This is a genomic window from Vibrio sp. R10-SF1-ISO8 (assembly GCF_059833805.1).
The window spans coordinates 519,793-545,803 of the sequence record NZ_JCBDHL010000019.1; the positions used below are offsets into that span (position 1 = coordinate 519,793).

Sequence of the window (26,011 nt, forward strand, 5' to 3'; positions counted from 1 at the left end):
TATTAGTCAAGTTTGAATCGACCCACGATTCCGGTTAATTTCTGGTTCATGTCAGAGATATTCTGAGCTTCCTCAAGAGCTTGTTGACCATTGCTGTCCAACTCACCAACTATGTCATTAATCGCCGACATATTACGGCTCAACTCCTGAGTCACGCTACTTTGCTCTTCCGCCGCTGTCGCAATCTGAGTGCTCAGATCATTGATGTTGGTAACAAACTCTGTCATCACATCTAGGCTTTCTGCTACTTCGCCGGCACCGTCCGCGGTTTGCGCACATTTCTGCTTCGTAGAGTCCATCGAATCCACAACAGATTGGCTACCACGTAGCAAACTTGCAAGCGCTGCCTCGATTTCTTCGGTGCTGGTTTTCGTTCTGCTTGCAAGGTTACGTACCTCATCGGCAACAACCGCAAAACCTCGACCTTGTTCACCTGCACGCGCCGCTTCAATTGCCGCATTTAGGGCTAGTAAATTGGTTTGCTCTGCGATATCACCGATAACGCCCAAAATAGTGTTGATACCATCCGTCTCTGACGCCATGTTATTAACATTATCAGATGCTGTACTGACATCATCGACCAGTTCCTGAACGTTATTTTGCGCCTGTGTCACTGTACTCTTCGAAGTTGCGCTCGCCTCGCTCGCTTTATGAGTCAGCTGAGCGGTATTCGCTGCATCCGTCGCCATAGATTCTGCGGTTGAGTTCATTTCTTCTATCGCAGTGACAACCTGCTCTGTTTCTTGAACATGGTTTTGAAGAATAACGCTGTTACGCTGACTTTGATCTTTCATTCGATCGACGTTTTCATTCAAGTGATCAGTGACTTCCCTGATCTCAAGCATCATGTTCTGCAGGTTGGTGATAAACGCATTGACCCCTCCAGATATCTGCCCAAGGTCATCATTGGTTTTCACCTCAATACGTTGGGTTAGGTCACCGTTACCTTGACTCAAACCAGCAATGGTTTCTTTCAGTACCAGTATTGGTCGGTATAACACATTCATGATTAGTAGTGCCAGAACCACACTGATCACCGTGGCAACTAGCGCAGTGGTGATGGCAGATGTCTTCGCCGAAGCGAGATCAGCAAACACAATGTCCTTTTCTAGACCAACAACAAAATACCAACTCTTACCCGCTATGTTGATTTGATGCGAGAAAAATAACTTCTCTTTATCTCCCATGAGTCCATCAAATACCGACTCACTGACGCCAAGTGATTGCTTTGCAACGTCACTAAGCCAAGGGTATTTATCGGATTTTTCGCCAGCTTTTACCTCTTCGAATGATGATGCAAGAATGGTTTTATCGTGGTTAATAATCATCGCTATCGCGCCAGGTATCTCGTTCGCGTTTTTGACGATTTCGTTGAGAAACCCGAGCTGCATATCGGCAGAAATCATGCCGCTAAATGTCTTACGAACAATGGATACCCAATAAGTGTCACCATCACTGTCTAGGTATGGTTCAGTCATAGCCGCAGTGGTACTTTGCCGACCGAGCTGATACCAACTTCGTGTTGTAACATCCCCATCGTATTTGTGATTTGGCCAAGTCTTTGCGGTTTGGTTCCAATACGCATCACCATTGGTAAACCCGACAACCGAACTATTCAGATTCATCCCGCCTGCAATCAGGTGGGTCAATTGAATGAAATCTTGTTCAGTTCCGGTAATAGGCTCACTTTCGAACTGTTTGCCAAGCTTATCTAAACCTGCCACTTTCTCATTGAGTTTACTGGCGATTTGCTCTGCCTGACTCTCTACATACTCTTGGTTGCTATTGGTAATAACCTCTACCAACGTTTCTTTCTGGTCAATATAAGCAACATAGCTAGACACAGAGACCGAAAAAACAACCAGAGCAATAATGGAGATAAGAAGTAGTTTTCTAAACCCTAAATTCCTCATTACAAACAACCCTTTTTTAGTCAATTAGTTATTAAGCGACTTGAAGTACGTCAACTTTAGTTAATTATTAAAATTATTATTAAAGTGTGGCTGTTATATGACAAAAATCCAGATTTGAAATGCAATAATCACATTAATGATAGATAAATCATTAATGTGATTAATATCAGTAAGTAAAATGTGATTTAGCTTGTTGATGTCCCAAAAGTGGGACGACTAACGTTAGGAATAAATAGTGTCAGACCAGCGAGCTAATCCAGCGGTGACCGAACCAAAGTAATTACCACTCACGATTGGCGTGGTCGGCAGTATCGCGCTCACCGCCCCTCTTAATATTGGTGAACGTGCAGAGCCCCCTGTCATATAAACGACATCTGGCTCAATCCCGCTCTGGTTTATTGCTTCTTTAACTAGTGCTTTAATCTTCTCTGTCGGGACTGAAATTGCCTCTTCCATATCCGATTTTAAAACAGGGATAGAGACCAACTCGTTGATCAACTGAATTTGCGCTTGGTAGCTGTCGTCTTCGCCCAAAGCAATTTTGGTCTGCTCGGCTTCTCTGATGACGGCATATCCCAGTGTGCCCTGATATAGTTCGAATAGTCGGCGTAGTTTATCTGGGTTCTGCGCTTCTTTAATCAGCAGTTGCAGCTGTTTGCGATTGTCGTGACCATAGAACTTACGCTGCGCTTGGACGTCATTAATGGCAATAGGATTCCAAAACTGGGTTGTCGGCACTTCTAAACCAGCTAGATTTTGCGTCCCCATCCCAAACTCAGGCATAAACTGCTTAAATGCGGTAAAGATATCGAGATCGTTGCCACCCACCATTTGACCCGAGTGGGCTAGGAGTGAATCCCTACGTTCTCGCTTTCCAGCCCATGTTGGCCCCATGCGTAAAAACGAGCAGTCTGTGGTACCACCACCAATATCCACGACCAAGACATTTTTGTCCTGATCCAATGATGCTTCATAGTCCAACCCAGCGGCAACGGGTTCAAACTGAAATTCAACGTTTTTAAATCCCGCCCTTAAAGCGGCGCGACGCAAGATACCTTCGGCTTGAATGTTAGACTCTTCGCCACCTCGACCAAGAAAGTTCACCGGGCGACCAATCACGGTTTGAGTCACCTCTTGCTCTAGAGCTGATTCTGTTCGCTGACGAATGTTCGCCATCATGGCACACACCAGATCCTCAAAAAACGATAGCTGCATATCGCGCAGTCCCATTGCGCCTAGAAACGATTTTGGAGATTTAACGTAATAGACATCTTGTGGGTCTTCGAGATAAAGATTAAGCGCCTCATGACCAAACTTGACGTCATCACTGCGGACATCGAGGCCTTCTTCTGCGTTGAGTTTAATCGCACGACGAAGCATCTGCTCTCCGGCCGCGTCAGAAGGCTTAATGCCGAGGATTCTAAATAGGTATTCTGACACCACTTCTGACATTGGAGCACAAAGGGTCGAAGGAATATAGTAATCTTCTCCCACCAAAGGAATCTGTTTCACCTGTCCATCGACTAGCGTTGCAACTGAGCAATTCGCGGTTCCATAATCAAATCCAATAGACATAGTGGCTATACCTCTTCACTGTATCGAAATCTTTAGCCTTATTTTGGCGAGCCGGATAGTAAAACCTACACTGGTAGACAGGTCAATAGCGAAAAAGGCTTCTTTTTTAAATACCTAAATTCATTTAAAGTGATTGAAGGACAAATGAGCGAAGGGATCGTCGGCGGTGAATTTAAGACAGCTTGAAGTGTTTTATGCAGTAATGAAAACAGGTACTGTTTCAGGCGCGGCAAAACAGCTTTTTGTTTCCCAACCGAATGTTACCCGCGTTTTGTCTCACACCGAACAGCAATTAGGTTTCGCGCTATTTGAGCGTGTTAAAGGACGTTTAATCCCAACTAGAGAAGCGAATTTACTGTTACCTGAAGCTGAAAAGGTTTATCAACAACTTGGACAGTTTAGAAACCTGACTAACAAGATAAAAGCAGGAGAAAAACACCTGACGATTGGCGCTCCGCCTATTCTTGCGACCATCTTACTTGCGCCCATAGTAGATAAAATTTGCCGCGAAACCGATTATACCGTTGAAATTTCTACCGGAAACCGAGACGAGTTATGTGATGCTTTGATCAAAAATGAGGTGGATCTGGCGATTGGTTTTGGTGACGAAACGCCACCAGCAATCGTGAGACGCGAACTGCTAGGCCAAGAGATGACGGTATTAACGCCACTGAAGAGTACTACTCAAGCTAGCTATTCACTTTCAGAACTTATAGAGAATGAATACCCCTTAGTTGGGCTAGATACTCGCGATCCATTAGGGTTGCGACTTCACCAAGCTATTCATGCGGTAGACGCCAGCTATCACTCTAAGATCTCAGTAAGAAGCTACAGCGCAGCTGCAGAACTTGTCACGTATGGAAACTGTAACGCGGTCGTGGACCCATGGACAGCGCAGCATTATCAGAACAAGGTGCAAACCGCTCAGCTCGAACCTGCCATTAGATTCTCCGTTTCTCTACTTCATGCAGAACACTACCCATTATCGATCGCGGCCAAGTGGTTTGTGGAACAGCTTGACTCCAACCTATAACCTAACGTTATATACAACAAATAGATAAGCATTCGAAACGGACTCTACGCCTAGATAAAGTCTTGTTATTGCAAACAATCAATAACAGGGATGCTTATGTCAATTGCTCAACCTTACCTTCTTTTTCTTGGCGATGTCACTGATCCAATCGCAGCTAAAACAGCCCGCGGCATTGCCTTGTGGCGCCCTGAAACCTGTAAAGGGCAACTGAGACTAAGCGAAGAAGCCGTGTCATTAGATTTACCAGAGTTATCGTTGCAACAAGCAAAAGAGCAAGGCGTCAAAACCCTTGTTATAGGCACAGCCAATGCCGGTGGCGTTATCCCTGAGAGTTGGCAACAGACGCTAATTCAGGCTGCTGAAATGGGCTTCAACATTGCGTCCGGAATGCATAGCCGCCTGTCCGATATTCCTCAGTTAAAATTGCTTGAAGAGAAAGGCAAATGCCAACTTCACGATGTACGCCACTTTGACCAATCACTCGCCATCGGAAATGGTAAGAAACGCCTCGGTAAGCGCCTTTTAACCGTGGGCACCGATTGCTCTGTTGGCAAAATGTTTACTGCCCTAGCACTTGAAAGTGCTCTCAAAAAACACTCGGTAGATGCACACTTTAAAGCCACTGGGCAAACTGGCATTTTGATTGAAGGCTCAGGCATTTCAGTCGATGCCGTAGTAGCAGATTTTATTTCTGGTGCAGTAGAAGCGATTAGTCCTGACTTTACAGACCACAAGTGGGATATTATCGAAGGCCAAGGTTCGCTATTTAATCCTTCTTTTGCAGGTGTCAGTTTGGGGTTACTTCATGGCGCTCAGGCTGATGCTTTGGTGCTTTGTCACGAAATCGGTCGCCCGCATATTCGCCATCTGCCTCATTGCCCTGTCCCTTCAATCGAGGAGACACTGTCAGCTAACTTAGCCGCTGCTAAGCTCACTAATGCCAATGTTCAGATTGCCGGCATAAGCTTAAACACTTCTGCAATCAGTGAAGAGGATGCTCGCGCTTTATGCGCCGATTGGCAAGAGCAATTCAAGGTACCTGTGACAGACCCGGTTCGCTTTGGTATTGATTCTATTGCTCAACATATTGCTCAGCTTTAAAGGTGGCTAAGATGCGCATTGAAGCCAAAGCTCACTCAATTAAGCTTGCCACTCCGTTTGTTATCTCTCGTGGTGCCCGGACTCACTGTAACGTCGTCAGAGTGACGATTGGTTTGGGCAACTGGCAAGGCGTCGGTGAATGTACTCCTTACCCACGTTATGAGGAAAGTGTTGAATCCGTCCTAGAGCAAATCGAAACTTGGCAAGTGAATCTGAAGCACTTAACCCCAGTACAAGCCAAGCTGCAATTGCAAAACTTTCCTGCTGGTGCAGCTCGTAATGCTCTGGACTGCGCATTGTGGGCACTAATAAGCGATATGGACGAACTCGGCTTTCCCGCACCTTACTTCGACGTTAAGCCCCATATCACAACAGCAATGACGGTATCTATAGGCAGTGCAGAAGCCATGGGAGAACAAGCTCGGCAGTATGTTGAACAAGGGGCGACCTTACTCAAGGTTAAACTTGATGAGTCAGACATAGAACACAGGGTAGCAGCGGTAAGGCAAGCCGCGCCAAATTGCAAAATCCTTCTTGATGCCAATGAAGCTTGGCACGATATGGAGTTGGAGTCTCTGTTTCATCGTCTCGCTCACTATGATATCGCCATGATTGAGCAACCTGTTCCTGCGGGTCAAGATGAGTTATTGCAAGGCATTGCTCATCCAATACCGCTTTGCGCTGACGAGAGCTGTCATACCAAACAAGACCTCTCTTCACTAAAGGGCTGTTATGAAATGGTCAACATCAAACTGGATAAAACTGGCGGGCTCACCGAAGCGTTTGCACTTGAAGCTCAAGCACGTTCGCTTGGCTTTGGTATCATGGTTGGCTGTATGTTAGGCACTTCCTTAGCCATGAAAGCGGCATTGCCAATCGCGACTCGTGCAGAAATCGTCGACCTAGATGGCCCTGTTTTGTTAGGGAAAGATGTAGTGAATGGGTTGAAATATAGCGATGGTAAATTGCACTTATCTTAGCAAGCAAAAAGGCAGCCAAGTCGGCTGCCTTGGTGGTTCTACTTATTGCTACACGTCTAGTGACATGCCAATTTGACTGAGCTTGGTTTTGAATTCATCAACGCTTGATGCTTCGTAGGTGGGTGAGCCGTTAAAGTATCTTGGTTTTTCAGGAAGCATCGCGTTCTTTAGCGCTTTTTCTTGGTCAATATCATCATGATATACGGTGACGCGATTAGGGATGTCCTGTTGGAATTTCGCCATTGTGTTCTCCTTTCCTCTGACGTTTTACTCAAATAAAGCTTAGGAAATCTCCTCCAAGTGTCAAAGTGAACTTTCGTACCAGAAAACACCACGAAACTCTTTGTTAACAGCTGATATTAAAGAGAAATTAATCAGTATGGATAACAATTAAAGGCTCACCCAATTAGTGAATATGTGAGCCTTTACCAATTTTACCGTAAATTTATTAACTTATTTAACTGAAGTGAATGCAGGAATAATATAGTCCTCCATTATTTCTTGATACGGTGTCGGTCCATTCATTTGCCACGCCGTTCTCGCCACAACTAAGTCGAGTTCGTCCACCACAGCGACGATTTGTCCACCATATCCCAAGCCATAAGTAACAGAGTAGGTTTTCCCATCTACTTCAGCGTCACTTAACCACCAGTAATACCCGTAACTAACGCCTCTATCACGTGTTTTTAAATACTTTTGTGTCGAGCGCTCAATCCAACCTTCAGGCAAAATTCGTTCGCCTTGCCATACTCCATCTTGTGCAACCAGTTGACCGACTTTTAACATGTCTCGTGGTCGCATATAACCACCACCAGCGGCATTACTCACACCACCAGCCTGCATTGACATGTAAGCGTTTTGAAAACAAAGCATATTAAGAGGGCTAGAGCGCCAATAGTCTGCGAAGTTTTTCTTTCCGCTCTGTTGGGCGACAATCTCTCCAACAACAGTCACTAGACCACCGTTGTACTCAAACATACTGCCAGGTTGTACGGCAAGCTCACGATCCAAAATAAACTCGACAGGATCGTTTTTTGCCATTTCAATTGAGCGAACATTGTTTGGATTGCCATAAGGAATACTCCACTCATCCCAGTTGAGGCCGGCCCCCATTGACAAAAAGTGATGTAAAGTCAGCTCGGATTTGTCCTGTTGAAGAAACTTGGCATAAGCCGGCATAAGGTCTGCTATTTTTGTTTGATAGCCTTCGACCAGCTCTTGTTTTATTGCAGAACCAGCCGCGAGGGAGGTTAAACTTTTACTGATTGATTGTATGGTATGAGGAAACTCCGCTTGCCAACCACCGAAGTATTCTTCAATAACCAGTTTGCCATCCTTAGCGATCAGTAGGCTGTCTGTGTTCGAATAAAGGGAGTCTGGTTGCTGGCTCAGTTCAACAAGCGATTTTATAACACTTTGGTCATAGCTGATATTGCTGTCGGTTTGCCATTGTTGATTTTCACAACTAGTTTCGTTGCTCAACTTACTCCACCAGTAGTCATCGAATAACATAGGAACGTTGAGTTCATGACTATTGACATCGGCACGTCCAAACAAGCTTTTAAATTCGCTGTATTGGAATCTTCCGGATTGGTACACCCCATCTTTTTGGTGATAAAAAGAGCCTGATAAAGGAACATTTGTGTCTAGCGCACGAAACTCCCCTTTATCGTTAACCTCTATCGGGACGACGCCCCATGCGCTGTATAGATATTGGTTACCGTTTTGTTCATAAAAGAACATATTTTGCGCTTCAGATTTTCCCGCTTCATACATTCCATGATGCGCTGTGAGCGTATCTGCTTGCGCATGGGATAAAAGTAAAGCCGCACAAGTAACTACAGAAAAGGCTTTGTGAATCCGCCATCGTTTAGCTGTTATCATCATCCTGACTCCTGATTAGTTTTCTCATTCCCATTCTAAATAATTCTATTTTAATACAACCATTTACTAAGCAAATATGCGAGAGCAAACGCAATAAATCTTATCAATACCAAACTTTATATTGGTGGAAGGTTGCTAGAATTCAGGCGAAAATGTTTAACGAAAATCACACTTTCCTTTTCTACGCCCCCTATAGTTTTAAAAGGGATGAGTTGGCTCTCCCTCGCTTGTTTTAGCCTTTGACAAAACAACAATTGGCTACCCTACACAATGAAAAAACACAATATTTATCAAGTCTTCACTCGGCTATTTGGCAACACCAATCAAACCAATATCCCATGGGGAACGATTGAACAAAACGGTGTCGGGAAATTCAGCGATTTTACTGATAAGGCGCTGTTCGAAATTAAAAAGCTTGGCATCACACATGTCTGGTACACGGGGGTTCCGCATCATGCTGTTATTGGTGACTACAGTGAGATAGGTATTAGCAATGATCACCCAAGCGTGGTCAAAGGGCGTGCTGGTTCACCTTACGCGGTAAAAGATTACTATTCGGTCAATCCCGATTTGGCCGACAACCCTAGCGAGCGCAACCAAGAGTTTGCAGCGCTGATTGAAAGAACGCATAACGCGGGCATGAAGGTCATCATCGACATCGTACCCAACCATGTTGCGCGCGTTTACAAGGGGCTGAACAACCCAAAAGGCATCAGCGACTTTGGTGCTCATGATGACACTAGCCTTGCTTACGCCAAAGATAACAACTTTTACTATATCCCCAATCAAGCGTTTGAGTTGCCTGATACTCTGCTTGAGGAGCCGCCACTTGGTGGTGAAAAACATCCAGATCTTGTCGATCCGTATTATGAGTTTCCCGCAAAGTGGACAGGCAATGGTTCGCGCCTTGCTAAACCTAATCATGATGATTGGTATGAAACGGTCAAAGTTAACTATGGGGTAAAACCCGACGGCAGCAAAGACTTTGCAACACTACCTGAAGACTATCGCTTTAAATCAGCTAACGAACACCTAGAGTTTTGGTCAGACAAGCAAGTGCCCGACTCTTGGATTAAGTTCCGCGATATCGCACTGTATTGGCTTGAACAAGGCGTCGATGGTTTCCGTTACGATATGGCAGAAATGGTGCCTGTCGAGTTTTGGAGTTTTATGAACTCGTCGATTAAACACGTTAATCCAGATGCTTTCCTCATGGCGGAGGTTTATCAACCGGACTTGTATCGCGACTATATTCAGCTGGGCAAGATGGACTATTTATACGACAAAGTCGATCTTTATGATTCACTCAAAGAGGTGATTCAGGACAAGGGCTCGACCAAAGAGATTGGACGTATACAGCATGAGCTGCGCGATATTGAGCACCATATGCTGCACTTCCTTGATAACCACGACGAGCAGCGCGTGGCTTCACCTGAGTTTGCAGGCAGTGGCGCGAAAGGCAAACCTGCCATGCTGGTGTCAGCGTGTTTATCTACCTCACCGACCATGATTTATTTTGGTCAAGAGGTTGGTGAAGCAGGCGCTGAAATGGCAGGGTTTGGTCAACCATCACGAACTTCAATTTTTGACTATATTGGTGTCCCTGCCCACCAGCGCTGGATGAATGAAGGGCGTTTTGATGGCGGCCTTCTTTCACCATCAGAACTCGAGCTTAGAAACTTTTACAGCACACTGCTTAACCTAACGTTAAACCATTCAGCACTGTGTGGCGATTACCATGACTTATACGCCGCCAATTTTGATAACTTCGCGGAAATGCAGGATAAACTGTATGCGTTTGCTCGCTCCGATGATGAGCAAGCCATCATCATCGCCACCAATTTTAGTAACAAGCAATCGAAGCAACTCGAGCTTATTATCCCAAATAACCTTGTGGAGCTGTGGCAATTAAGCGATGGGCAATATCCTCTCGTTGATAAACTCAATCAGCAAACGTATCGACTCAAGGTAGACCAAAACGGCGCAAGCATCGAAATAGATCTTGCTCCATTGGCAACCCATTTCCTATGTTTAGATAATCTCAAGCAGTTGAGAGGTTAAGATGAAGTCACTACCATTTATCTATCACGGACAATCTAGCGACTGGCTATCACGCGAAGACAATAAACTCACCGTCACACTAGCCACCGAGAAAGCCGTCAACTTTACCAAAGTCTTGCTACGCCATGAGCCAGATAATGAAGAGTATCTGGTTGAGATGACGTTGAGTAAAACCACAGAACACTTAACTTACTGGCAAGCGAGTTTCCCTCTCAACAATGACCGAGATGTCTCGCACTACACTTTCAAGCTTTTGACTGAGAGTGGGCAGTACTGGCTTGATGCTAAGGGAGTCTCAAAGCGAGTTTCACCAAAAGAGACTCACTTTAAATACAATGCACAACATCAACCGCCGAATTGGGTGCAAGAGCAGGTTTTCTATCAGATCTTCCCTGACCGTTTTTGCAATGGCAAACCTGAAATCAGCGTTAAAGAGGGAGAATACTTAGTCTCTGGCGGGACAAAACCGGTCGTGACTAAGCAATGGGGTGAACCCGTAGATACCAAAGGCGGAAACGCGGGTTGCGAGTTCTACGGTGGAGACTTATACGGCGTTGAAAGTAAGCTCGATTATTTGCAAAATCTAGGGGTTACTGCGCTCTACTTAAACCCAATTTTCACCGCGCCAAGTAACCACAAATACGATACCTCTGATTACCTGCAAGTTGACCCACATTTAAGCAGCAATGAGCACTTTGCCAGCCTTTGCCAGCAACTGCGTGATAGAGAGATGAGAATCATGCTCGATGCGGTGTTTAACCATACGTCAACAGAACATCCGTGGTTTAATTTACAAGGGTTACAGGATAGCCTTGGTGCCTATCAATCACCGGATTCTCCGTATCGAGATTACTATTTCTTTAATGGTGATAGCCAAGACTACGTTGGCTGGAAGGGAATTCAATCACTCCCCGTGCTGAACTTTGAAAACCAGCAAGTGAAAGACTATATCTACGCCAGCGAAGAAGCGGTCATCAAGCACTGGTTAAAGCCGCCCTATCAAATCGATGCGTGGCGCTTTGATGTCATTCATATGCTTGGTGAAGGCGAAGGCGCAACAAATAATGCCCACTATGTCAAAGCATTCAGAGATTCAGCCAAGCAAGTGAATCCAGATTGCTATGTACTGGGAGAGCACTTCTTTGAAGCGACACAGTGGTTGCAAGGCGATCAAGAAGATGGCGCGATGAACTACTACGGCTTTGCCCATCCTGTAAGAGCCTTGTTAGCCAAACTCGATATTGCCTTTGACCCTATCGATATCAATATCGGGGAGTTTATAGACTGGCAAGCCGAAGCGCGAGCTAAACTACCTTGGCAAAACCAACTAGCCCAGTTAAACCAGCTAGATAGCCATGACACGGCGCGCTTCTTTGAACTCGTTAAACATGACCCTCGCCTATTTAAGCTAGCAAGTGTGCTGCTGTTTAGTTACGTCGGTACGCCATGCATCTACTATGGTACTGAGCTTGGTATGATGGGGAGCCATGACCCTGACAATCGCCGCACAATGCCTTGGGAACAGAAGGATAACTCTGAGTACCTTGACTGGTTTACACAGTTGATTGCTCTAAGAAAAGCCAACCCTGCCCTCCAAAAAGGTGATTATATTCCCGTCCATCACGATGATGACTGCTTTGTTTTCGCACGTAAACTAGACGGCAATACCATGCTTTGTGCCTTCAACTTAAGCGAGAAAACAGTCCACCGCAAACTGCCTGTCTGGCGGGCTGATATTCACTCAGGCACTTTCAATGGACAACTATGTGGCGAGGTATCTTACGCCTCTAACGGGCTATTGAACCTTTCAATGCCACCTCGCTCGGCACTGCTGCTGTTAAAAGAGAACTAAGCTCCTAACTTCACACTATCAAGGATAAAACCAACGGCGCATTTTCTATGATGCGCCGTTTTCTTTGAACACAAGCACACCTTTACCGTTTGATATAGCTTTTTTCTATACATTACTTTCGATAATCTATTTTCTCATTAACTCGATGAGAGGTAGCTTAGTCCTAAAGTTAATGACATGGATTGATAGTGATGAACAAGTTCCTGAAACCTCTTTCTATTTGTACTCTGGCAGTATTGGCTTCTAACCCTGTAGTAGCAATGACCGAAGGTGAAATCACGATTTGGATCAATGGTGATAAAAGCTATGAAGGTTTAGCTGAAATAGGTAAACAGTTTGAACAAGATACTGGCGTTAAAGTCATTGTTCAGCACCCTGAATCCTTAGAAGAACGATTTGAAAAAGTTGCCGCAAAAGGAATGGGGCCAGATATTATCATTTGGGCCCATGACCGATTCGGTGGCTATGCAGAGGCCGGGCTTCTAAAGGAGCTCAATCCTAGCCAAGAGTTTAAAAACAAACTCATCGATTTCAGTTGGGATGCGGTCACGGTTAACGGCAAGATTATGGGTTACCCAATCGCCATTGAGACACCTTCGCTTATCTACAACAAAGACTTATTACCTGAGCCGCCAAAAACATGGGAAGAGCTCGCCGCTATTCACAAAAACATGGCAGAGCAAGGTAAGCAAGCCATCATGTGGGACGTAAAGAACGCCTACTTTACTTGGCCAATAATTTCGTCGGGCGGCGCGTACGCATTTGAAAAGGTCGAGGGCGGCTACAATGGTGCAAAGACTGGCGTGAATAATGAAGCGGGTATTAAAGGACTTCAGTTTCTTGTCGACATGGTGAACCAAGGCGTCGTCAATCCCGATATGGATTACTCAGTGTCCGAAGCTGCCTTTAGCAAAGGTGAAGTTGCTATGACGATTAATGGCCCTTGGTCTTGGGGCAACCTAGATAAAATGGGGCTTAACTACGGCGTGGCCGAGCTTCCAACCCTAAATGGCGGTAAGGGCAATCCGTTTGTCGGCGTCCTCAGTGCAGGTATTAATGCTGGGAGCCCAAATGAAGATTTAGCCGTAGAACTATTGGAAAACTACCTGTTCGTTGATGACTCGTTAAAAATCATGAATGACGACAAACCGCTTGGTGCCGTCACACTAAAAAGCTTCCAGAAAATCCTAGAAAGCGATCAGCGAATCAAAGCAACCATGACCAACGCTGAAAATGGCGAGATCATGCCTAACATTCCGCAGATGACTGCTTACTGGTTTGCCGAAGGGGCAGCAATTGACAACGCGATGCAAGGAAAACAAACCGTAAAACAAGCGCTTGATACGGCAGCGAAGCAAATCATTAAATAATCACAACTTACTTTCTTCTTTTGACTTGTTCAGTCCTTTGGCCGAGAGTTTAACTCTCGGCTTTTTTTATGATTAAATCGATTAGGGCTTGAGTCGGAGTGGTAAAGTCACCTACCTTAGTGTAAATACCCACCTGACCAAGCTGCCCTTTGTTTAGCCATAACAGGGCTAATCCTTGGTTAACAAAATACGCCTCCATCTCAGAGGTATACGGCATAATCGCATTACTCATTTTGACCATATCAATACTGGCTGAGAGCGAATCTAGCTCATACGTAACTTGGGTATTTTGCGCAGCAACGGTGAACAGTTCCGCCCCCTCTTCTGTAAGCACATCGCCATGGCGAGCATGGTCAGGCGTAACCTTAACCAGCGGATAGTCTTTGGCTTTGTCAGCGATATTGGCTTCGCCTCTTAAAGGATGCTCCGGTCGAACGTACCAAGCTTCACGTTCCTGAAAAAGCGGAATAAAACGAACACGATGACGTGAGTTAATACCGATAATTTCATGACCAACAAACAGGTCAATATCATCGTTAATCAGGTGATGCAGCATAGACAAACCATTGCCAAATTCGATATGCATTGAACTATTAGGAAACTGTTTTGTGAACTGCTGCACCGCTTCAGCGCCAAAGCACTGCCACCAAGCCTCTCCAATGCCCAGCTTAACCTTACCACCACTTCTAAGCTTCATATCCGACATTTGATGCATCATCTGGATGTGCTTTTCTTGCACTTCCTGAACATAGCGAAAGTACACCCAACCATATTCTGTAAGCTCGACACCTTTTGACTTTCTGACGAACAAGTCCGCCCCAAGTTGGTCTTCTAACTTTTTAATTGCTGTCGTCAAGGAAGGTTGACTGATAAAGAGCTTATCAGCAGCGGCTTTTATGCTGCCCTGCCGCGCAACTTCATAAAAATAACGATATTGCTTATCCATACTTTCACGCATCCGTTTTCTGAAGGCTCAAGCCTAGCGTGTGATATTGATTTTTTCTATAGAGCAATTCAAACAATCAATTATTTTTGCCTGTGTTAGTTCGCTATAGTCTGGTCAGTTAATCAGTTCAGTTAGGGCTTAGAAAATGGAAAAACGTTGGTGGCATGACAGTGTGGTCTATCAGATCTATCCACGCAGCTTTTGTGATTCAAACGACGATGGTATTGGTGACCTTCAAGGCATCATCAGCAAACTCGACTATTTAGATAAACTCGGGATTGACGTTATCTGGCTCTCTCCCGTTTATCAGTCACCGATGGACGACAACGGCTACGATATTTCAGATTATCAAGCTATCGCACCTGAGTTTGGCTCCATGGAGGACATGCGCGAGCTGATTGCACAAGCTAAACAACGCGGTATTCGCATCGTCATGGATTTAGTGGTCAACCATACCTCTGATGAACACCCTTGGTTTGTTGAAGCAAAGCAAAACCCTAACAGCGAATATCGAGAGTTCTACATTTGGCGCGACGCCAATCCAGACGGCACTCCACCAAGCCAGATCGATTCTATTTTTGGTGGCAGCGCGTGGCAGTGGGATGAAGAGAATCAGCAGTACTATTTCCATCTATTTTCAAAACGCCAACCTGACTTAAACTGGGAAAACCCAAACGTCCACAACAAAGTGTTCGAGATGATGAACTGGTGGATCGAGCAAGGGATTGGTGGTTTCCGATTAGATGTGATCGACCTTATTGGTAAAGAGATCGATAAAGGCATCACAGGTAACGGTGATCGCCTGCATCCATTACTGCAGAAAATGAACCAAGCAACGTTTGGTGACAAAGACTTGCTCACGGTTGGCGAAACGTGGGGGGCAACACCAGAGATTGCTAAACTGTATAGCGATCCTGCAAGGCATGAGCTTTCTATGGTGTTTCAGTTTGAACACATCACCCTGACTTGGCAAAACGGTGATAAATGGCGCCCTATTCCACTCGATTTAAACGAGTTTAAGCGTGTGCTAACAAAATGGCAGGTTGAGCTAAAAAGCCAAGGTTGGAACTCACTATTTTGGAACAACCACGATCTCCCACGTGTCGTCTCGAAATATGGCTGTGACAAGCAATATCGAGTTGAATCTGCCAAGATGCTCGCTACCACTTTGCACTTTATGAAAGGCACGCCTTACATCTATCAAGGCGAAGAGATTGGCATGACCAACGTTGCGTTTGAAAACATTGAACAATACAAAGATATCGAAACGCTCAATTTCTATAAGGTGAAGACAGAATCGGGAGTGAGTCATGAACACATGATGACAGCCATCCATGAAAATGGCCGCGATAATGCACGTACGCCAATGCAATGGAATGATGACCATCATGCAGGCTTTACCAATGGTACTCCGTGGATAGAGGTCAACCCAAACTACACAGAAATCAATGTCGCTAAAGCACTTGCCGATAAAGACTCAATCTTCTATCACTATCAGCAACTTATCTCGCTGCGTAAAGCACATCCAGTGATTGTCTATGGCGATTTCATCCCGCTACTGGAAGATCACCCACAACTGTTCGCCTATGAGCGCAAGGGGCTTGAGGAACACATTGTGGTATTTAGTAACTTCAGTGCTGAATCCATTAGAGTTGAACTACCCGACCACTTGGTTGGTCAGCAGGTCAAGACCTTAATCAGCAACGGTGACTCAATCGATTCGCTTAGCAATGAAATAAACCTCAGGCCATTCGAATCTATCGCAGTTAAACTGTAGTTGAATCGAACCTTAACCAAAAACACCGGGCATTAACCCGGTGTTTCTTTGTTTGCATCGCAAGCCTAAATCAATTGTTCAATTTGGCTAATAGTGGTTTGTGCTGATTGGTAATCCACTTGAAGTTCGACAAGTCCTTCCGCCGTTTGCACAAACAACGATGGGAAACTATTCCCCCCTATGCTACGAGCAAAATCCAACTCGCGCATGAACTCCTCATTCAAGGTGACCGAGCCAAAGTCGGACTCAAATCGTTCTACATCTAAACCAATGCTGTCAGCAAGATCGATAAGCACATCGCTGTCACTCGGGTTTCTCGCCTCAAGGTAATACGCAGTTTGAATTGCGGTCAGCATTTGTTTCTCTGCGCTTTGCTTACGCGCAGCTAACACCGCTCGGCAAGCAGGATAAGTGGACCGTCTAGGGACGTTGGTATTCCAGAATTCATAATTAAATTGGGTACCAAGAAAGTCTTCGATTCTTTTCCAGTACGACGCTATTTGCTGTTGCATCTCTTTCGGCATGGGTTGGTCAGAATCTGGCGCTAAGCCGCCTACTACATACTGTATTTCAATTTTGCCCTCTAAAATTTGGCAAATCTGCTGCCAAACTGGCTTGTAACCCCAGCACCACGAACACATAGGGTCATAAACATAATAGAGTTTGTTTTGAGCCATCCACATCACTCCAGCGAAGTATTGATAGCTTTAAGCATAACTGTTGAGAATCAATTTGCACTATAACGGAATAAGTAAATTTTAAACGAGATCACCAAAGGCTAGTAAACTGACTTTGCATCGCTCGACTGACAGGGAGCTTATCCTCCCCAATCACTACCATCATCTTCCCAGTAATGACTTTCTTTATCTTCTCGACTTTTGAAACGTTCACTATGGTTGAACGATGTATCTGCCAAAAGTTATCGGGGTCGAGTTGCTGGAGTAACTCTTTTAACGAGGTTCTAAGCAGATATTCTGCCGTTTTGCCTTCTTCTTTAGTGAATACAGAAACGTATTTATCTTCCGCTTTAAAATAGAGCACGTCTGAGGTAGAGATAAGGTGAATGTCCTCCCCTTTGGTCGCTCTTACCCAGTTTAAATAGCTCGGGGACACTTGATGGCCAAGCTGTTGAATTTGCGAAAGTAACGCTGCCATATCTGGTGAGTTTTGATCTGCCGTCCCTTCGATTCGCTGCTTTACCTTAGCGACGCATTGCTCTAGGCGCTGCTCGGATAACGGCTTAAGCAAGTAATCAAGAGCATTGGCTTCAAACGCCTGTAGTGCATATTCATCATAAGCAGTAATAAACACGACTTGGGTTGGGCTGTTCATTTTACCCAATGCTCGTGCTGCCGACATACCATCAAGCTGAGGCATTTTTATATCAAGGAATACAAGATCAGGCTCGAATTGTTCAATCATTTCCAGCGCTTCTTGACCGTTTTTAGCCTGCCCTACAATTTCTAATTGAGGCCAAACCTCAGCCAGCATTTTGTTAAGGTGATGTCTCAACAATGGTTCATCATCGGCGATGACTGCGCTAACTTCCTTGATTGTCATTAAATCCTTCCTATTACGAGTTCAATTGATTGAACGGAATTTGAATCACGGCCAACACACCACCAGAGTTAGATTGCTTGATTTTCAAGCTCGCTTGGTTGCCATAAAGCGCAGCAATTCTCTCTTTGGTGTTTTCCAACCCAATGCCATTACCACTGCTGTTTGGCGCATTAGCAAACCCTACACCAGAATCCTCGACTTCGATAACCATAAACTGTTCTTTTTTCGAGATTTCGATAGAGATTTCGCCCCCATCGATTTTTGGTTCAATACCATGCTGAATCGCATTTTCAACCAAAGGTTGCAACAGCAAAGGAGCAAACAATACCTCTTCATTGATTGAGCTGGTTATCTGATAGTTTAAGCGTTCATCAAGACGGATTTTCTGGATCGCTAAGTAGGCATCAACCAAGTCTAATTCTGCTGTTAAAGTCGATGTCTCTTTGCGACTGTTTTGCAGCGTCCCTCTTAGCAAATCCGTCAGTTTCCCCAACATATTTTGCGCGGCTTTCGGGTCATGACTAATTAACGCATTGACGTTAGCAAGGGTATTAAATAGAAAATGCGGTTCAATTTGGCTTTGCAGTTGGCGAAGCTGGCTTTTGACTAAGGCTTTCTCTTGTTCCGATTGAATTCGCTTGGCCGTTTCTAACTCTTTTTGCGCTAGCAGTTTTTGCTCATGCGTGTAAAAGTAGAAAAAGCATGTCGCTGAGAAGATAAAACCAAGAATTGCTACTGGTTTAAGTTGGCTGATATCAGAGAACTTTTCGTAACTATTTAACCACCAGTAGGCATTCAGCGTACCGAAAACCATTGCGCCCACTATCGACAACCCGGTAACCACTTGATTTGACAGCTTCGGCCACAAGCGACTGATCACCAATGAGCTCACAACCGAGCTGTAACCATAGCCTAAACTTATCGCCAGATGCTCTAGGTAGGCACTTGGCCAAATAGATTGAGTTACTACTGCGATGACTGCACAAAAGATCGTGGTATAGGCAAAACTTTTAAATGCATTCGCTGCGTAGTTTGTCGATTCCGTCATTAAAACCTTCCTCTGAGATTAATAAAAATCATACGCTTGTCTGATAAATTTGCATACACAGACTCGCTGTCCCCCGTCATAAAACGCGCAGCAAGTTCCGCTGAAAATGAGGCAGAGCCTGAGTCATACAGCCGATAATCCAACCACTGAGTCACTATCACTCCCTGATCTTGGAGGGAATAAAGAAGATCAAACGTCGGAGTCAGTTTGTTTAGCCACAAATACTCTTTTGACCAAGACCATTGGCTCCAACTCGAAGAGTCTAACGACCAATGAAACATCATATTATGTTGCACCAAGTTAGTATTATTTAGCCCTTGTGCGTACGATGAAGCCAACGGCTTAAGTGAGTGATTGTTAGATAAAGATGCCACGCGCTCGAATGCGTTATTCCATTCACTTTGACTCCAGCTGCGACTGTCATACCAGTATTCTAGGATGATGTTGTTGCCTACTGCATTTGCCCAATTAAGCCCGACCAGAGCTTGAACAGCGTCCGTCCGCTTTTCCAAGGTGACTGGTTGGTGATTTTCGCCTTGAGCATGGCTTAAGTACTTACGTTGATAAAGTGCAGAGCTATGCAATGACCATGCGTCATTCAGAACGGTAACAAATGAACCGCCGAATAAACCTTGGCGCACATCATCATAGTAAGCCAATCCTTGCCATTCGCTGTCTCCCGACAGAACATATCGCCTTAGGCCAATACCTTGCTGCTCAGAGGCCTCTTCTAACTGGCTACCTTCTTGTTGCGTCCATGAAGAGTCACTGTAAACGAGACTCCACTCACCTGACATGTCAAAGTAAGACGCCATCGCGGCGCCGGTTCCTTCTTCAACTTGAATACCAACAGGGTTTCTTCGGTAAGGTTTAAATACATCGAGTGGACGATAGCCGTAACCTACCCCCCAATCGAGGCGCACTTTACCTAACGTTAAATCAATTGGAGCTTTAAAAAACTCTCTACTGCCTTGCCAAAACAGCTCTTGGATTATCAACTCGCCATCATATGACTCAGACGAATCTGAGCTGTAGATTTGATTGCCTTTTGCCGCTATCAAGCCCGTGAACCCATAGCCTTCTAGTTGTAAGTCGATAAGCGCATCTACCGTTTCGCTACTGCTGTCGCTCGACTTGCCAAGCAAAGCGGAATCTCGATGCTGCGCGGTGCTAGCACTGAGTGTGTAATCCCAGTCAAAGCTCACTTCGTCCGCCACAACAGACGTTGAAAATACCAATAAGCAAGTTAATGCAAGGCAATGTTTCATTTATAACTCCGACAACGCATTACGCGTTAAATACGCTGGGTTGTAGTATTTATCTTCTAGTGCCACTGGCGTGATTTGCTGATATTCAATCACGGTCTTTTTCGCAGGCTGGATTTGGTCAAGCAGCGTCATGGCAACAACTCGCTGCAAACCATCACGTTCACCTTGGGTAAACCAAGCTTGTTTGGCTAGCTTACCCGAGCGCAGATAAAGATCAGCTTTGATAGGAAAGTCGTTACTTTCATCTAACCACAGTTCAATTTTCGAATAACTTGCCCCTTTGGTCGTCGCTCTTAAACGTAGGTGATTAACCAGTAAGGAATCACCGTTTACATCCAGTTGTTCCGGTTTTACAAACGTTGCATGGTAATCTTCGCTCCAAGTCAGGGTAGAAATATCCCCGACTGACGCCTCACCCAATAACTTCTGCATTGGTGTAATGCGGATTGGACGGCGGCTTTTCGGCATCACTAGCCAGTAGTTGTCCCCTAGCATCAGCATTTTTTGCCCTGCTTCAACTTGGGATTTAAACAGCACTAGAGACTCTCGATTTGGACGAGTGTAAACATTGTACTCACGCGTTTTATCCAACTCTCCGTTTTCAAACAGACTGACCAGTGACACCACTTTGGCTGCATCGGTATCAAGGCGGTACTGATCGGCATTCTTAACCATGGTCGCGACATCTTTCGCCATTACACTCGAAGCACTGGCAATAAGCACTGAGGCTACGACCATCTTCTTAATCAAACTAAACATAAATCAACGCCTCCGTTATTGGCTTCTTAACCCCTTTCGATGCAGATAACCATGCTGCCACAACACATATGAGCAACACGCCCACGGCTGTCATAGAGAGTAGTTCTGGTGAAAAGTAGATATTGAGTGGGTAACCTTCTGTTCGGCCTGGTGGGGGTGGCATTTGCACATCCACAACCATAAGCAATAGACTCACTAACAGGCTGATTACGCCTCCAATGAACGAACCAATCAGGGCCAGCAAGGCGGATTCGCGTACAAAGCCAGACACAATTTCTCTTGGGTAAGTGCCTAGTGCCGACAAGGTTCCAATTTCTCGTGTGCGTTCAGTGACCGACATCGTCATAGTGTTAAACAGTGCGACAAACACCACCAACGCCATCACCGCGCCCATAATGCCGAAAATTCGGTCATACAGATCTTTAACTTTGGTATAGAAGAATGCGCGCTCTTGCCATGGCGTCACTTCAACTGGCTCTGCGAGAGACATGTCTGCCAGCTGCTGCTCAACCCAAAGCTTCATCGGCATTGTTTGCTCAGTATCAAATAGGAACACGGATAATGTGCTGACCTTGTCACTACCTAATAGCTCCTGAGCAGACTTGATATGAATGTAGAGCTGGCGCTTATCCAGTTCAGGCACACCCGTTGAATAGATGCCGCGCACTTTGTAGTCATAGGCATTTAGTGCGCCGTCGCTGGTTGTTGCGAGCAATGTGACCCAGTCACCAATGCTAACATTTAGGTTGCGCGCTAAATCGACGCCAAGCATGACTTCTGGCTCACTTGGGTCGTAGCGAGAGGATTGAATGCTCGACAACGTTTTACCTTGGCGGACATCCAAAAACGGTCCTTTCATATCAAACTCACGCTCATTGACGCCTGTGCCAACAAAGATGGTCGATTTACTCCCGTTGGAGACAAGACCAGTAAACTCGATTCTAGGCTGAACACCACGCACTTTATCGTTGGCAATCAATTGCTGGGTGATTTGAGTACCATCTGATAGACCATTTGCCAGTGGCATCTCTTCATCTTTTTCGAAGAAGTCAAGCTGGCTGATAGTCAAATGACCTGTATCTCTGGCCGTCGACTCTTTCAAAGAATCATAGGTATACAGCCCAAAGCCACCCGCTGAAGTTAGAGCAAAAATAGCGATCGCAATGATCAGAACAGATAGCACACTACGACGTTTGTTTCGCTGCAAATTAAGAAACGCGATACGCCATGATGGTGGAATTAGCTTGCCCATTTCATTGCCTCCTTGTTGATAGTACCGTCTAACAGGTCAATGCTTCGGTCACATTGCAGAGCCATACGAGGGTCGTGTGTCGCAACAATAAAAGTAGTACCCAACTCGTGCCCTAGGCCTTTCATCAGTTCAATCACCACCGAGGCAGTGTGGCTGTCTAAACTTGCGGTAGGTTCATCTGCAATCACCATTTGCGGTTTATGTACTAGGGCTCTCGCGATAGCAACCCGCTGTTGCTGTCCTCCTGAAAGGTTATCTGGGCGGTGCTCAGCAAACTCTTTAAGGCCAACCTTTTCCAAGATTTCAAACGCTTTTTGTTTTTGCTCTTGCAAAGAAAAGCCATTTAACATCAGTGGATAGGCCACATTTTCCCACGCAGTCATAACAGGAATTAAATTAAACTTTTGAAACACGAAGCCAAGTTGGTTACGGCGCATATGAGCCGCCTTAATGGCTTCTCTTGGATAAGCAAGACCAGATAATTCAATAGAACCTTGGTAGTCCATATCAAGTAAGCCTAATATGTTGAGGAGCGTACTCTTGCCCGAACCTGACGGCCCGCATAGAGCCACCATCTCACCTTTGCTAATCACACCACTGACCTGATTTAATGCATGTACCTGCTGCTGGCCAATTCGATAGGTTTTGCTAATCTGCTTAAACTCAATCATAACGCCTCCTTAAGCTGCAGAATCTAGAATCGCTTTAGCTTGAACTGTCATAGGGTGATTCGGGTTTCTAGCTTGCATTTCAGAGACCCACTGTTTAGCTTGAGTCTTATCCTCTGCTCGAAGTGCCGCTTGAATGGCATAGATATAAACCCAAGAGATCGCATCATAGTGCTGTTGCTTAAACGACTCATCGGCTAACAAATCGAGAAATAGGTCATAGCCACGCTCAAAGTGGTTGAACATGTCAGGTAGAGAGGTAAATGTAGCCCCCGCGATTGCTCGCGCGAGCAGCGATTCAGGCAACCCTTGGCGGTATTCTTGTTGTTCTAGTGGTGTTGTTTGACTACTCAGTAGATCCAACCCCTTACTGATGGTCGCTAACCCTTGCTCTGTGTACTTCATTTTGTTCCACGGCATAAAAGCATCTCGCCCCATAAGGGTCTGAGTGCTTCCTAAGTACACCAAACTCAATGGGTCAGCGCCATCGGTAGCAATTTGAGTCTCTAACTGCTGATGAACAAGTTCCACCTTGTCTTCATCGCCTTCTGCTGCAAGATTGTATTGAGCAATCAGCTCCTCACTCGGCGCCGCGACGACTTGTGTCGCAACAACTAACCCAATACTAAATAAGCTCGCTAACGTTACTGTTTTCATCTGAATAATCCCTTGCCTGTTTTGATGATGAAAGAATAACCACGCCAATAAAAGTCGGCAGCACTATGCGACGAATGGAAGAAATCGAGAGTAAACGGTCGTAAAGTGGATTAAATGGACAATCCCTCAACGCTAACGGCGTGCAGCTATAGATTTTTACCACTATGATCGTTAGAGTAGCGCCAATAATTGAGCCACTGCTTTTTATTATATGCTTGGCTAAAAGTAAGAAATGTAACGAGATAGACCAATGATTAATGACGACAGAATTATCGCAGACTTAACAGAACTGGAGGCTTTCCTAATCGCTGTAGAGAGTGGTGTACTTGGGCTGAGTAATGCAGCTGGCGTAGTACTCGCAACCAACAACAGTGATGGGCGCCGATTTGTTGCAGTGTTAGATGATAAACACCAACTTGTGTTAGGTCGTTGGGTAACAGAGGAAGTATTCCAGACTGGACAAGACTTGGTTCGCAATGGACCTAAACGACCTCACTAATTTAATACCTAAATATATAATTAGCCTGCCTATGTGCAGGCTTTATTTTAACTAAAATATATTTATATTTTACAAAGACAATAACTAAAATAAACACTATCCAATATTTCGGATAATTATCCAGTTATCCAGTTATCCAGTTATCCAGTTATCCAGTTATTATAAAAAAGAGGCTAACTAATTTAGTCAGCCTCTTCCCATTATTTATAATTGATTAACATTATGCGTTTGGCGGTGTACCTTCACCGTTCGAAACAACCACATCAATCTGTACTAATGCATCCATTGCGATTTCAGCGACACCAACAACAGTACGCGCTGGCAGCTCACGTTCAAAGTAGGTCTTGTATACTTCATTAACGGCTTCTAGATCAGCCATATCACGCAGTTGAATGTTAACTTTAACAATATCGTCCATCACATGATTGATGCTTTCAACAATCGCTTTAATGTTATCGAGACATTGTTGAGCCTGCTCTTTTGCTCCACCAGCAACCAATTGGCTCGCGTCTGCTTTCATTGGAAGTTGCGCAGAAATGTGGTTGTAGTGAGAAAATGCCACTGTATGAGAATGAAGTGGGCTCACTGGTGCATTTTCTGTGTTGTGTGCGCGAATCACGATACCGTGTCTATCTTCCACTTCTTGTGGTGGCGTACCATCACCGTGAGAAACGACGGCATCTAACTGAACTTTCGCACCCATAGGAAGGTCTGCCACAGAAACAAAAGTACGCGCTGGCATGTAGCCGACAGTGCGTGCGATAGACGAATCTGGGAAGAAAGTCGTGTATGCCGTATCGACCTCTTTCAAATCCGCTAGATCTTTCAGATACACGTTTACTTTCACAATGTCATCAAATGGGACATCAATGCTTTCCATGATAGCTTTGATGTTCTTCAAACATTGAGCCGTCTGCTCTTGAACGCCACCTTCAATTAGCTTGCCTGTTTCCGCATCAATTGGCAGCTGAGCTGAGATATTGTTGTAGTGCGAGAATGCAACGGTTTGTGTAGATACTGCACTGACGGGTGCTTGCTCAGTGTTTCTTGATAGCTTGATAAGCGCACAAGGCTCTTGAGGCGCTGTACCTTCACCATTTGAAATTAGCGCGTCCATTTGAACCAAAGCATCACCGTGTGGTAGTGCATTCACAGCCACAGTGGTACGGGTTGGAATGAGGTTCGGGAAGAAAGTCGCGTATACTTCGTCCACAGCTTCCATGTCTGCAATGTTCTTTAGGTGAACATTAATACGTACAACGTCGTCCATGACGTGATCAATACTTTCAACAATCGCCTTAATATTGTTTAAGCACTGTTTCGCTTGCTCTTTTACATCACCTACAACAATCTGCCCAGTAGCAGAGTCTAGAGGTAACTGCGCAGAGATATTATTGTAGTGAGAGAATGCTACGCTTTGCGTAGACAGCTCAGAAACAGGTGCATTTTCGGTGTTTCTTGAAACTTTAATGATTGCGCCACTCATGTCGATATTTATCCTTCTATTTCACGCTAGATAGTTATTTTATCTTGGGTTAGTTTTTAGTTATTGGAATTAAAGTGACACGATAGTAAGTGAATTAATTGCTGTTAATTGTGACTAGAATCAAGAACTACTTTTACTATAAGCTGGCGAAAACAAGGATATTTAGTCACTACCAGATTAAATATCCAGATTTTTATTACTTGATTAAACTCGCACTCATTAAATAATGTAATTTTCCCAGAATAGTGAATACATAATCATTGGGAAATTTGTTCTCTGAGTTTTGTTTCGATCAGATCTGATAGCCGCTTCACAAGAATCT

The 26,011-nt window shown here is 44.9% G+C and carries 22 protein-coding genes; 8 read left to right on the forward strand and 14 right to left on the reverse strand.

Annotation, left to right across the window (positions count from 1 at the left end; translation table 11 throughout):
• Positions 1-2: 2 nt before the first annotated feature.
• Both AC6R00_RS17315 and yegD read right to left on the reverse strand, forming a co-directional pair.
• The gene (locus AC6R00_RS17315; RefSeq protein WP_500641335.1) at positions 3-1,913 is read right to left on the reverse strand and encodes a methyl-accepting chemotaxis protein; all 1,911 of its coding nucleotides are present in this window, start codon (positions 1,911-1,913) and stop codon (positions 3-5) included.
• Positions 1,914-2,135: 222 nt separating this feature from the next.
• A complete protein-coding gene (yegD, locus tag AC6R00_RS17320) occupies positions 2,136-3,488 on the reverse strand; it encodes a molecular chaperone (protein ID WP_500641336.1) in 1,353 nt (450 codons plus the stop codon).
• Between the two features lie 166 nt (positions 3,489-3,654).
• On the opposite strand from yegD, the gene AC6R00_RS17325 reads away from it, so the two are divergent.
• From AC6R00_RS17325 to dgcA, 3 genes are all read left to right on the forward strand, one after another.
• Complete coding sequence (locus tag AC6R00_RS17325) at positions 3,655-4,521, forward strand: LysR family transcriptional regulator (RefSeq protein ID WP_500641337.1); 867 nt, start codon at positions 3,655-3,657, stop codon at positions 4,519-4,521.
• Positions 4,522-4,617: 96 nt separating this feature from the next.
• A complete protein-coding gene (gene dgcN / locus AC6R00_RS17330) occupies positions 4,618-5,622 on the forward strand; it encodes an N-acetyltransferase DgcN (RefSeq protein ID WP_500641338.1) in 1,005 nt (334 codons plus the stop codon).
• An 11-nt stretch (positions 5,623-5,633) separates the two neighbouring features.
• A complete protein-coding gene (dgcA, locus tag AC6R00_RS17335) occupies positions 5,634-6,602 on the forward strand; it encodes an N-acetyl-D-Glu racemase DgcA (protein ID WP_500641339.1) in 969 nt (322 codons plus the stop codon).
• 48 nt (positions 6,603-6,650) lie between these two features.
• Here dgcA and AC6R00_RS17340 read toward each other — a convergent pair whose 3' ends face one another.
• Both AC6R00_RS17340 and AC6R00_RS17345 read right to left on the reverse strand, forming a co-directional pair.
• On the reverse strand, positions 6,651-6,845 hold the full coding sequence (locus AC6R00_RS17340) for a hypothetical protein (RefSeq protein WP_004749433.1): 195 nt from the start codon (positions 6,843-6,845) through the stop codon (positions 6,651-6,653).
• 210 nt (positions 6,846-7,055) lie between these two features.
• On the reverse strand, positions 7,056-8,489 hold the full coding sequence (locus AC6R00_RS17345; protein WP_500641340.1) for a serine hydrolase domain-containing protein: 1,434 nt from the start codon (positions 8,487-8,489) through the stop codon (positions 7,056-7,058).
• A 267-nt stretch (positions 8,490-8,756) separates the two neighbouring features.
• Between AC6R00_RS17345 and AC6R00_RS17350 the strand changes: the two genes are divergently transcribed.
• From AC6R00_RS17350 to malE, 3 genes are all read left to right on the forward strand, one after another.
• Positions 8,757-10,547, forward strand: a complete 1,791-nt coding sequence (locus AC6R00_RS17350) for an alpha-amylase family glycosyl hydrolase (protein WP_500641341.1) — start codon at positions 8,757-8,759, stop codon at positions 10,545-10,547.
• Position 10,548: 1 nt separating this feature from the next.
• On the forward strand, positions 10,549-12,399 hold the full coding sequence (gene malZ, locus AC6R00_RS17355) for a maltodextrin glucosidase (protein ID WP_500641342.1): 1,851 nt from the start codon (positions 10,549-10,551) through the stop codon (positions 12,397-12,399).
• 191 nt (positions 12,400-12,590) lie between these two features.
• Positions 12,591-13,769 carry a maltose/maltodextrin ABC transporter substrate-binding protein MalE gene (gene malE / locus AC6R00_RS17360; RefSeq protein WP_500641343.1) on the forward strand — a complete coding sequence of 393 codons (1,179 nt, stop codon included), beginning with the start codon at positions 12,591-12,593 and terminating at the stop codon, positions 13,767-13,769.
• 49 nt (positions 13,770-13,818) lie between these two features.
• Here malE and AC6R00_RS17365 read toward each other — a convergent pair whose 3' ends face one another.
• Positions 13,819-14,715: a LysR family transcriptional regulator gene (locus tag AC6R00_RS17365; RefSeq protein WP_500641344.1), complete on the reverse strand. Its 897-nt coding sequence runs from the start codon at positions 14,713-14,715 to the stop codon at positions 13,819-13,821.
• A gap of 145 nt (positions 14,716-14,860) precedes the next feature.
• On the opposite strand from AC6R00_RS17365, the gene AC6R00_RS17370 reads away from it, so the two are divergent.
• Positions 14,861-16,492 carry a glycoside hydrolase family 13 protein gene (locus AC6R00_RS17370; protein WP_500641345.1) on the forward strand — a complete coding sequence of 544 codons (1,632 nt, stop codon included), beginning with the start codon at positions 14,861-14,863 and terminating at the stop codon, positions 16,490-16,492.
• A gap of 65 nt (positions 16,493-16,557) precedes the next feature.
• Here the strand turns inward: AC6R00_RS17370 and AC6R00_RS17375 are convergent, their stop codons facing one another.
• The 8 genes from AC6R00_RS17375 to AC6R00_RS17410 all read right to left on the reverse strand — a co-directional run bounded on the left by AC6R00_RS17375 (position 16,558) and on the right by AC6R00_RS17410 (position 23,704).
• Entirely contained in the window at positions 16,558-17,169 is a 612-nt protein-coding gene (locus AC6R00_RS17375; protein WP_500641346.1) for a DsbA family protein, read from the reverse strand.
• 91 nt (positions 17,170-17,260) lie between these two features.
• Complete coding sequence (locus tag AC6R00_RS17380; protein ID WP_500641347.1) at positions 17,261-18,052, reverse strand: LytR/AlgR family response regulator transcription factor; 792 nt, start codon at positions 18,050-18,052, stop codon at positions 17,261-17,263.
• Positions 18,053-18,065: 13 nt separating this feature from the next.
• The gene (locus tag AC6R00_RS17385) at positions 18,066-19,100 is read right to left on the reverse strand and encodes a sensor histidine kinase (RefSeq protein WP_500641348.1); all 1,035 of its coding nucleotides are present in this window, start codon (positions 19,098-19,100) and stop codon (positions 18,066-18,068) included.
• Positions 19,100-20,368, reverse strand: a complete 1,269-nt coding sequence (locus AC6R00_RS17390) for a hypothetical protein (RefSeq protein WP_500641349.1) — start codon at positions 20,366-20,368, stop codon at positions 19,100-19,102. The genes AC6R00_RS17385 and AC6R00_RS17390 overlap by 1 nt, the downstream gene beginning before the upstream one ends.
• On the reverse strand, positions 20,369-21,106 hold the full coding sequence (locus AC6R00_RS17395) for an outer membrane lipoprotein-sorting protein (RefSeq protein ID WP_500641446.1): 738 nt from the start codon (positions 21,104-21,106) through the stop codon (positions 20,369-20,371).
• 13 nt (positions 21,107-21,119) lie between these two features.
• On the reverse strand, positions 21,120-22,379 hold the full coding sequence (locus AC6R00_RS17400; RefSeq protein WP_500641350.1) for an ABC transporter permease: 1,260 nt from the start codon (positions 22,377-22,379) through the stop codon (positions 21,120-21,122).
• A complete protein-coding gene (locus AC6R00_RS17405) occupies positions 22,367-23,050 on the reverse strand; it encodes an ABC transporter ATP-binding protein (RefSeq protein WP_500641351.1) in 684 nt (227 codons plus the stop codon). Before AC6R00_RS17405 ends, AC6R00_RS17400 begins: the two co-directional genes overlap by 13 nt.
• Before the next feature lie 9 nt (positions 23,051-23,059).
• Positions 23,060-23,704, reverse strand: a complete 645-nt coding sequence (locus AC6R00_RS17410) for a hypothetical protein (RefSeq protein WP_500641352.1) — start codon at positions 23,702-23,704, stop codon at positions 23,060-23,062.
• Between the two features lie 250 nt (positions 23,705-23,954).
• Here AC6R00_RS17410 and AC6R00_RS17415 point away from each other — a divergent pair, with 250 nt between their 5' ends.
• Positions 23,955-24,203 (forward strand): hypothetical protein, encoded by a 249-nt coding sequence (locus AC6R00_RS17415; protein WP_486788170.1) that lies wholly within the window; start codon positions 23,955-23,957, stop codon positions 24,201-24,203.
• 220 nt (positions 24,204-24,423) lie between these two features.
• Here the strand turns inward: AC6R00_RS17415 and AC6R00_RS17420 are convergent, their stop codons facing one another.
• Positions 24,424-25,689: a Rid family hydrolase gene (locus AC6R00_RS17420; RefSeq protein WP_500641353.1), complete on the reverse strand. Its 1,266-nt coding sequence runs from the start codon at positions 25,687-25,689 to the stop codon at positions 24,424-24,426.
• Positions 25,690-26,011 lie beyond the last annotated feature (322 nt).

Bases quoted from the DNA above. Each gene is read 5' to 3' on its own strand.
- AC6R00_RS17315 (WP_500641335.1), bottom strand. From the start codon at position 1,913: ATGAGGAATTTAGGGTTTAGAAAACTACTTCTTATCTCCATTATTGCT.
- yegD (WP_500641336.1), bottom strand. From the start codon at position 3,488: ATGTCTATTGGATTTGATTATGGAACCGCGAATTGCTCAGTTGCAACG.
- dgcN (WP_500641338.1), top strand. From the start codon at position 4,618: ATGTCAATTGCTCAACCTTACCTTCTTTTTCTTGGCGATGTCACTGAT.
- dgcA (WP_500641339.1), top strand. From the start codon at position 5,634: ATGCGCATTGAAGCCAAAGCTCACTCAATTAAGCTTGCCACTCCGTTT.
- AC6R00_RS17340 (WP_004749433.1), bottom strand. From the start codon at position 6,845: ATGGCGAAATTCCAACAGGACATCCCTAATCGCGTCACCGTATATCAT.
- AC6R00_RS17345 (WP_500641340.1), bottom strand. From the start codon at position 8,489: ATGATGATAACAGCTAAACGATGGCGGATTCACAAAGCCTTTTCTGTA.
- AC6R00_RS17350 (WP_500641341.1), top strand. From the start codon at position 8,757: ATGAAAAAACACAATATTTATCAAGTCTTCACTCGGCTATTTGGCAAC.
- malZ (WP_500641342.1), top strand. From the start codon at position 10,549: ATGAAGTCACTACCATTTATCTATCACGGACAATCTAGCGACTGGCTA.
- malE (WP_500641343.1), top strand. From the start codon at position 12,591: ATGAACAAGTTCCTGAAACCTCTTTCTATTTGTACTCTGGCAGTATTG.
- AC6R00_RS17365 (WP_500641344.1), bottom strand. From the start codon at position 14,715: ATGGATAAGCAATATCGTTATTTTTATGAAGTTGCGCGGCAGGGCAGC.
- AC6R00_RS17370 (WP_500641345.1), top strand. From the start codon at position 14,861: ATGGAAAAACGTTGGTGGCATGACAGTGTGGTCTATCAGATCTATCCA.
- AC6R00_RS17375 (WP_500641346.1), bottom strand. From the start codon at position 17,169: ATGGCTCAAAACAAACTCTATTATGTTTATGACCCTATGTGTTCGTGG.
- AC6R00_RS17380 (WP_500641347.1), bottom strand. From the start codon at position 18,052: ATGACAATCAAGGAAGTTAGCGCAGTCATCGCCGATGATGAACCATTG.
- AC6R00_RS17385 (WP_500641348.1), bottom strand. From the start codon at position 19,100: ATGACGGAATCGACAAACTACGCAGCGAATGCATTTAAAAGTTTTGCC.
- AC6R00_RS17390 (WP_500641349.1), bottom strand. From the start codon at position 20,368: ATGAAACATTGCCTTGCATTAACTTGCTTATTGGTATTTTCAACGTCT.
- AC6R00_RS17395 (WP_500641446.1), bottom strand. From the start codon at position 21,106: ATGGTCGTAGCCTCAGTGCTTATTGCCAGTGCTTCGAGTGTAATGGCG.
- AC6R00_RS17400 (WP_500641350.1), bottom strand. From the start codon at position 22,379: ATGGGCAAGCTAATTCCACCATCATGGCGTATCGCGTTTCTTAATTTG.
- AC6R00_RS17405 (WP_500641351.1), bottom strand. From the start codon at position 23,050: ATGATTGAGTTTAAGCAGATTAGCAAAACCTATCGAATTGGCCAGCAG.
- AC6R00_RS17410 (WP_500641352.1), bottom strand. From the start codon at position 23,704: ATGAAAACAGTAACGTTAGCGAGCTTATTTAGTATTGGGTTAGTTGTT.
- AC6R00_RS17415 (WP_486788170.1), top strand. From the start codon at position 23,955: ATGATTAATGACGACAGAATTATCGCAGACTTAACAGAACTGGAGGCT.
- AC6R00_RS17420 (WP_500641353.1), bottom strand. From the start codon at position 25,689: ATGAGTGGCGCAATCATTAAAGTTTCAAGAAACACCGAAAATGCACCT.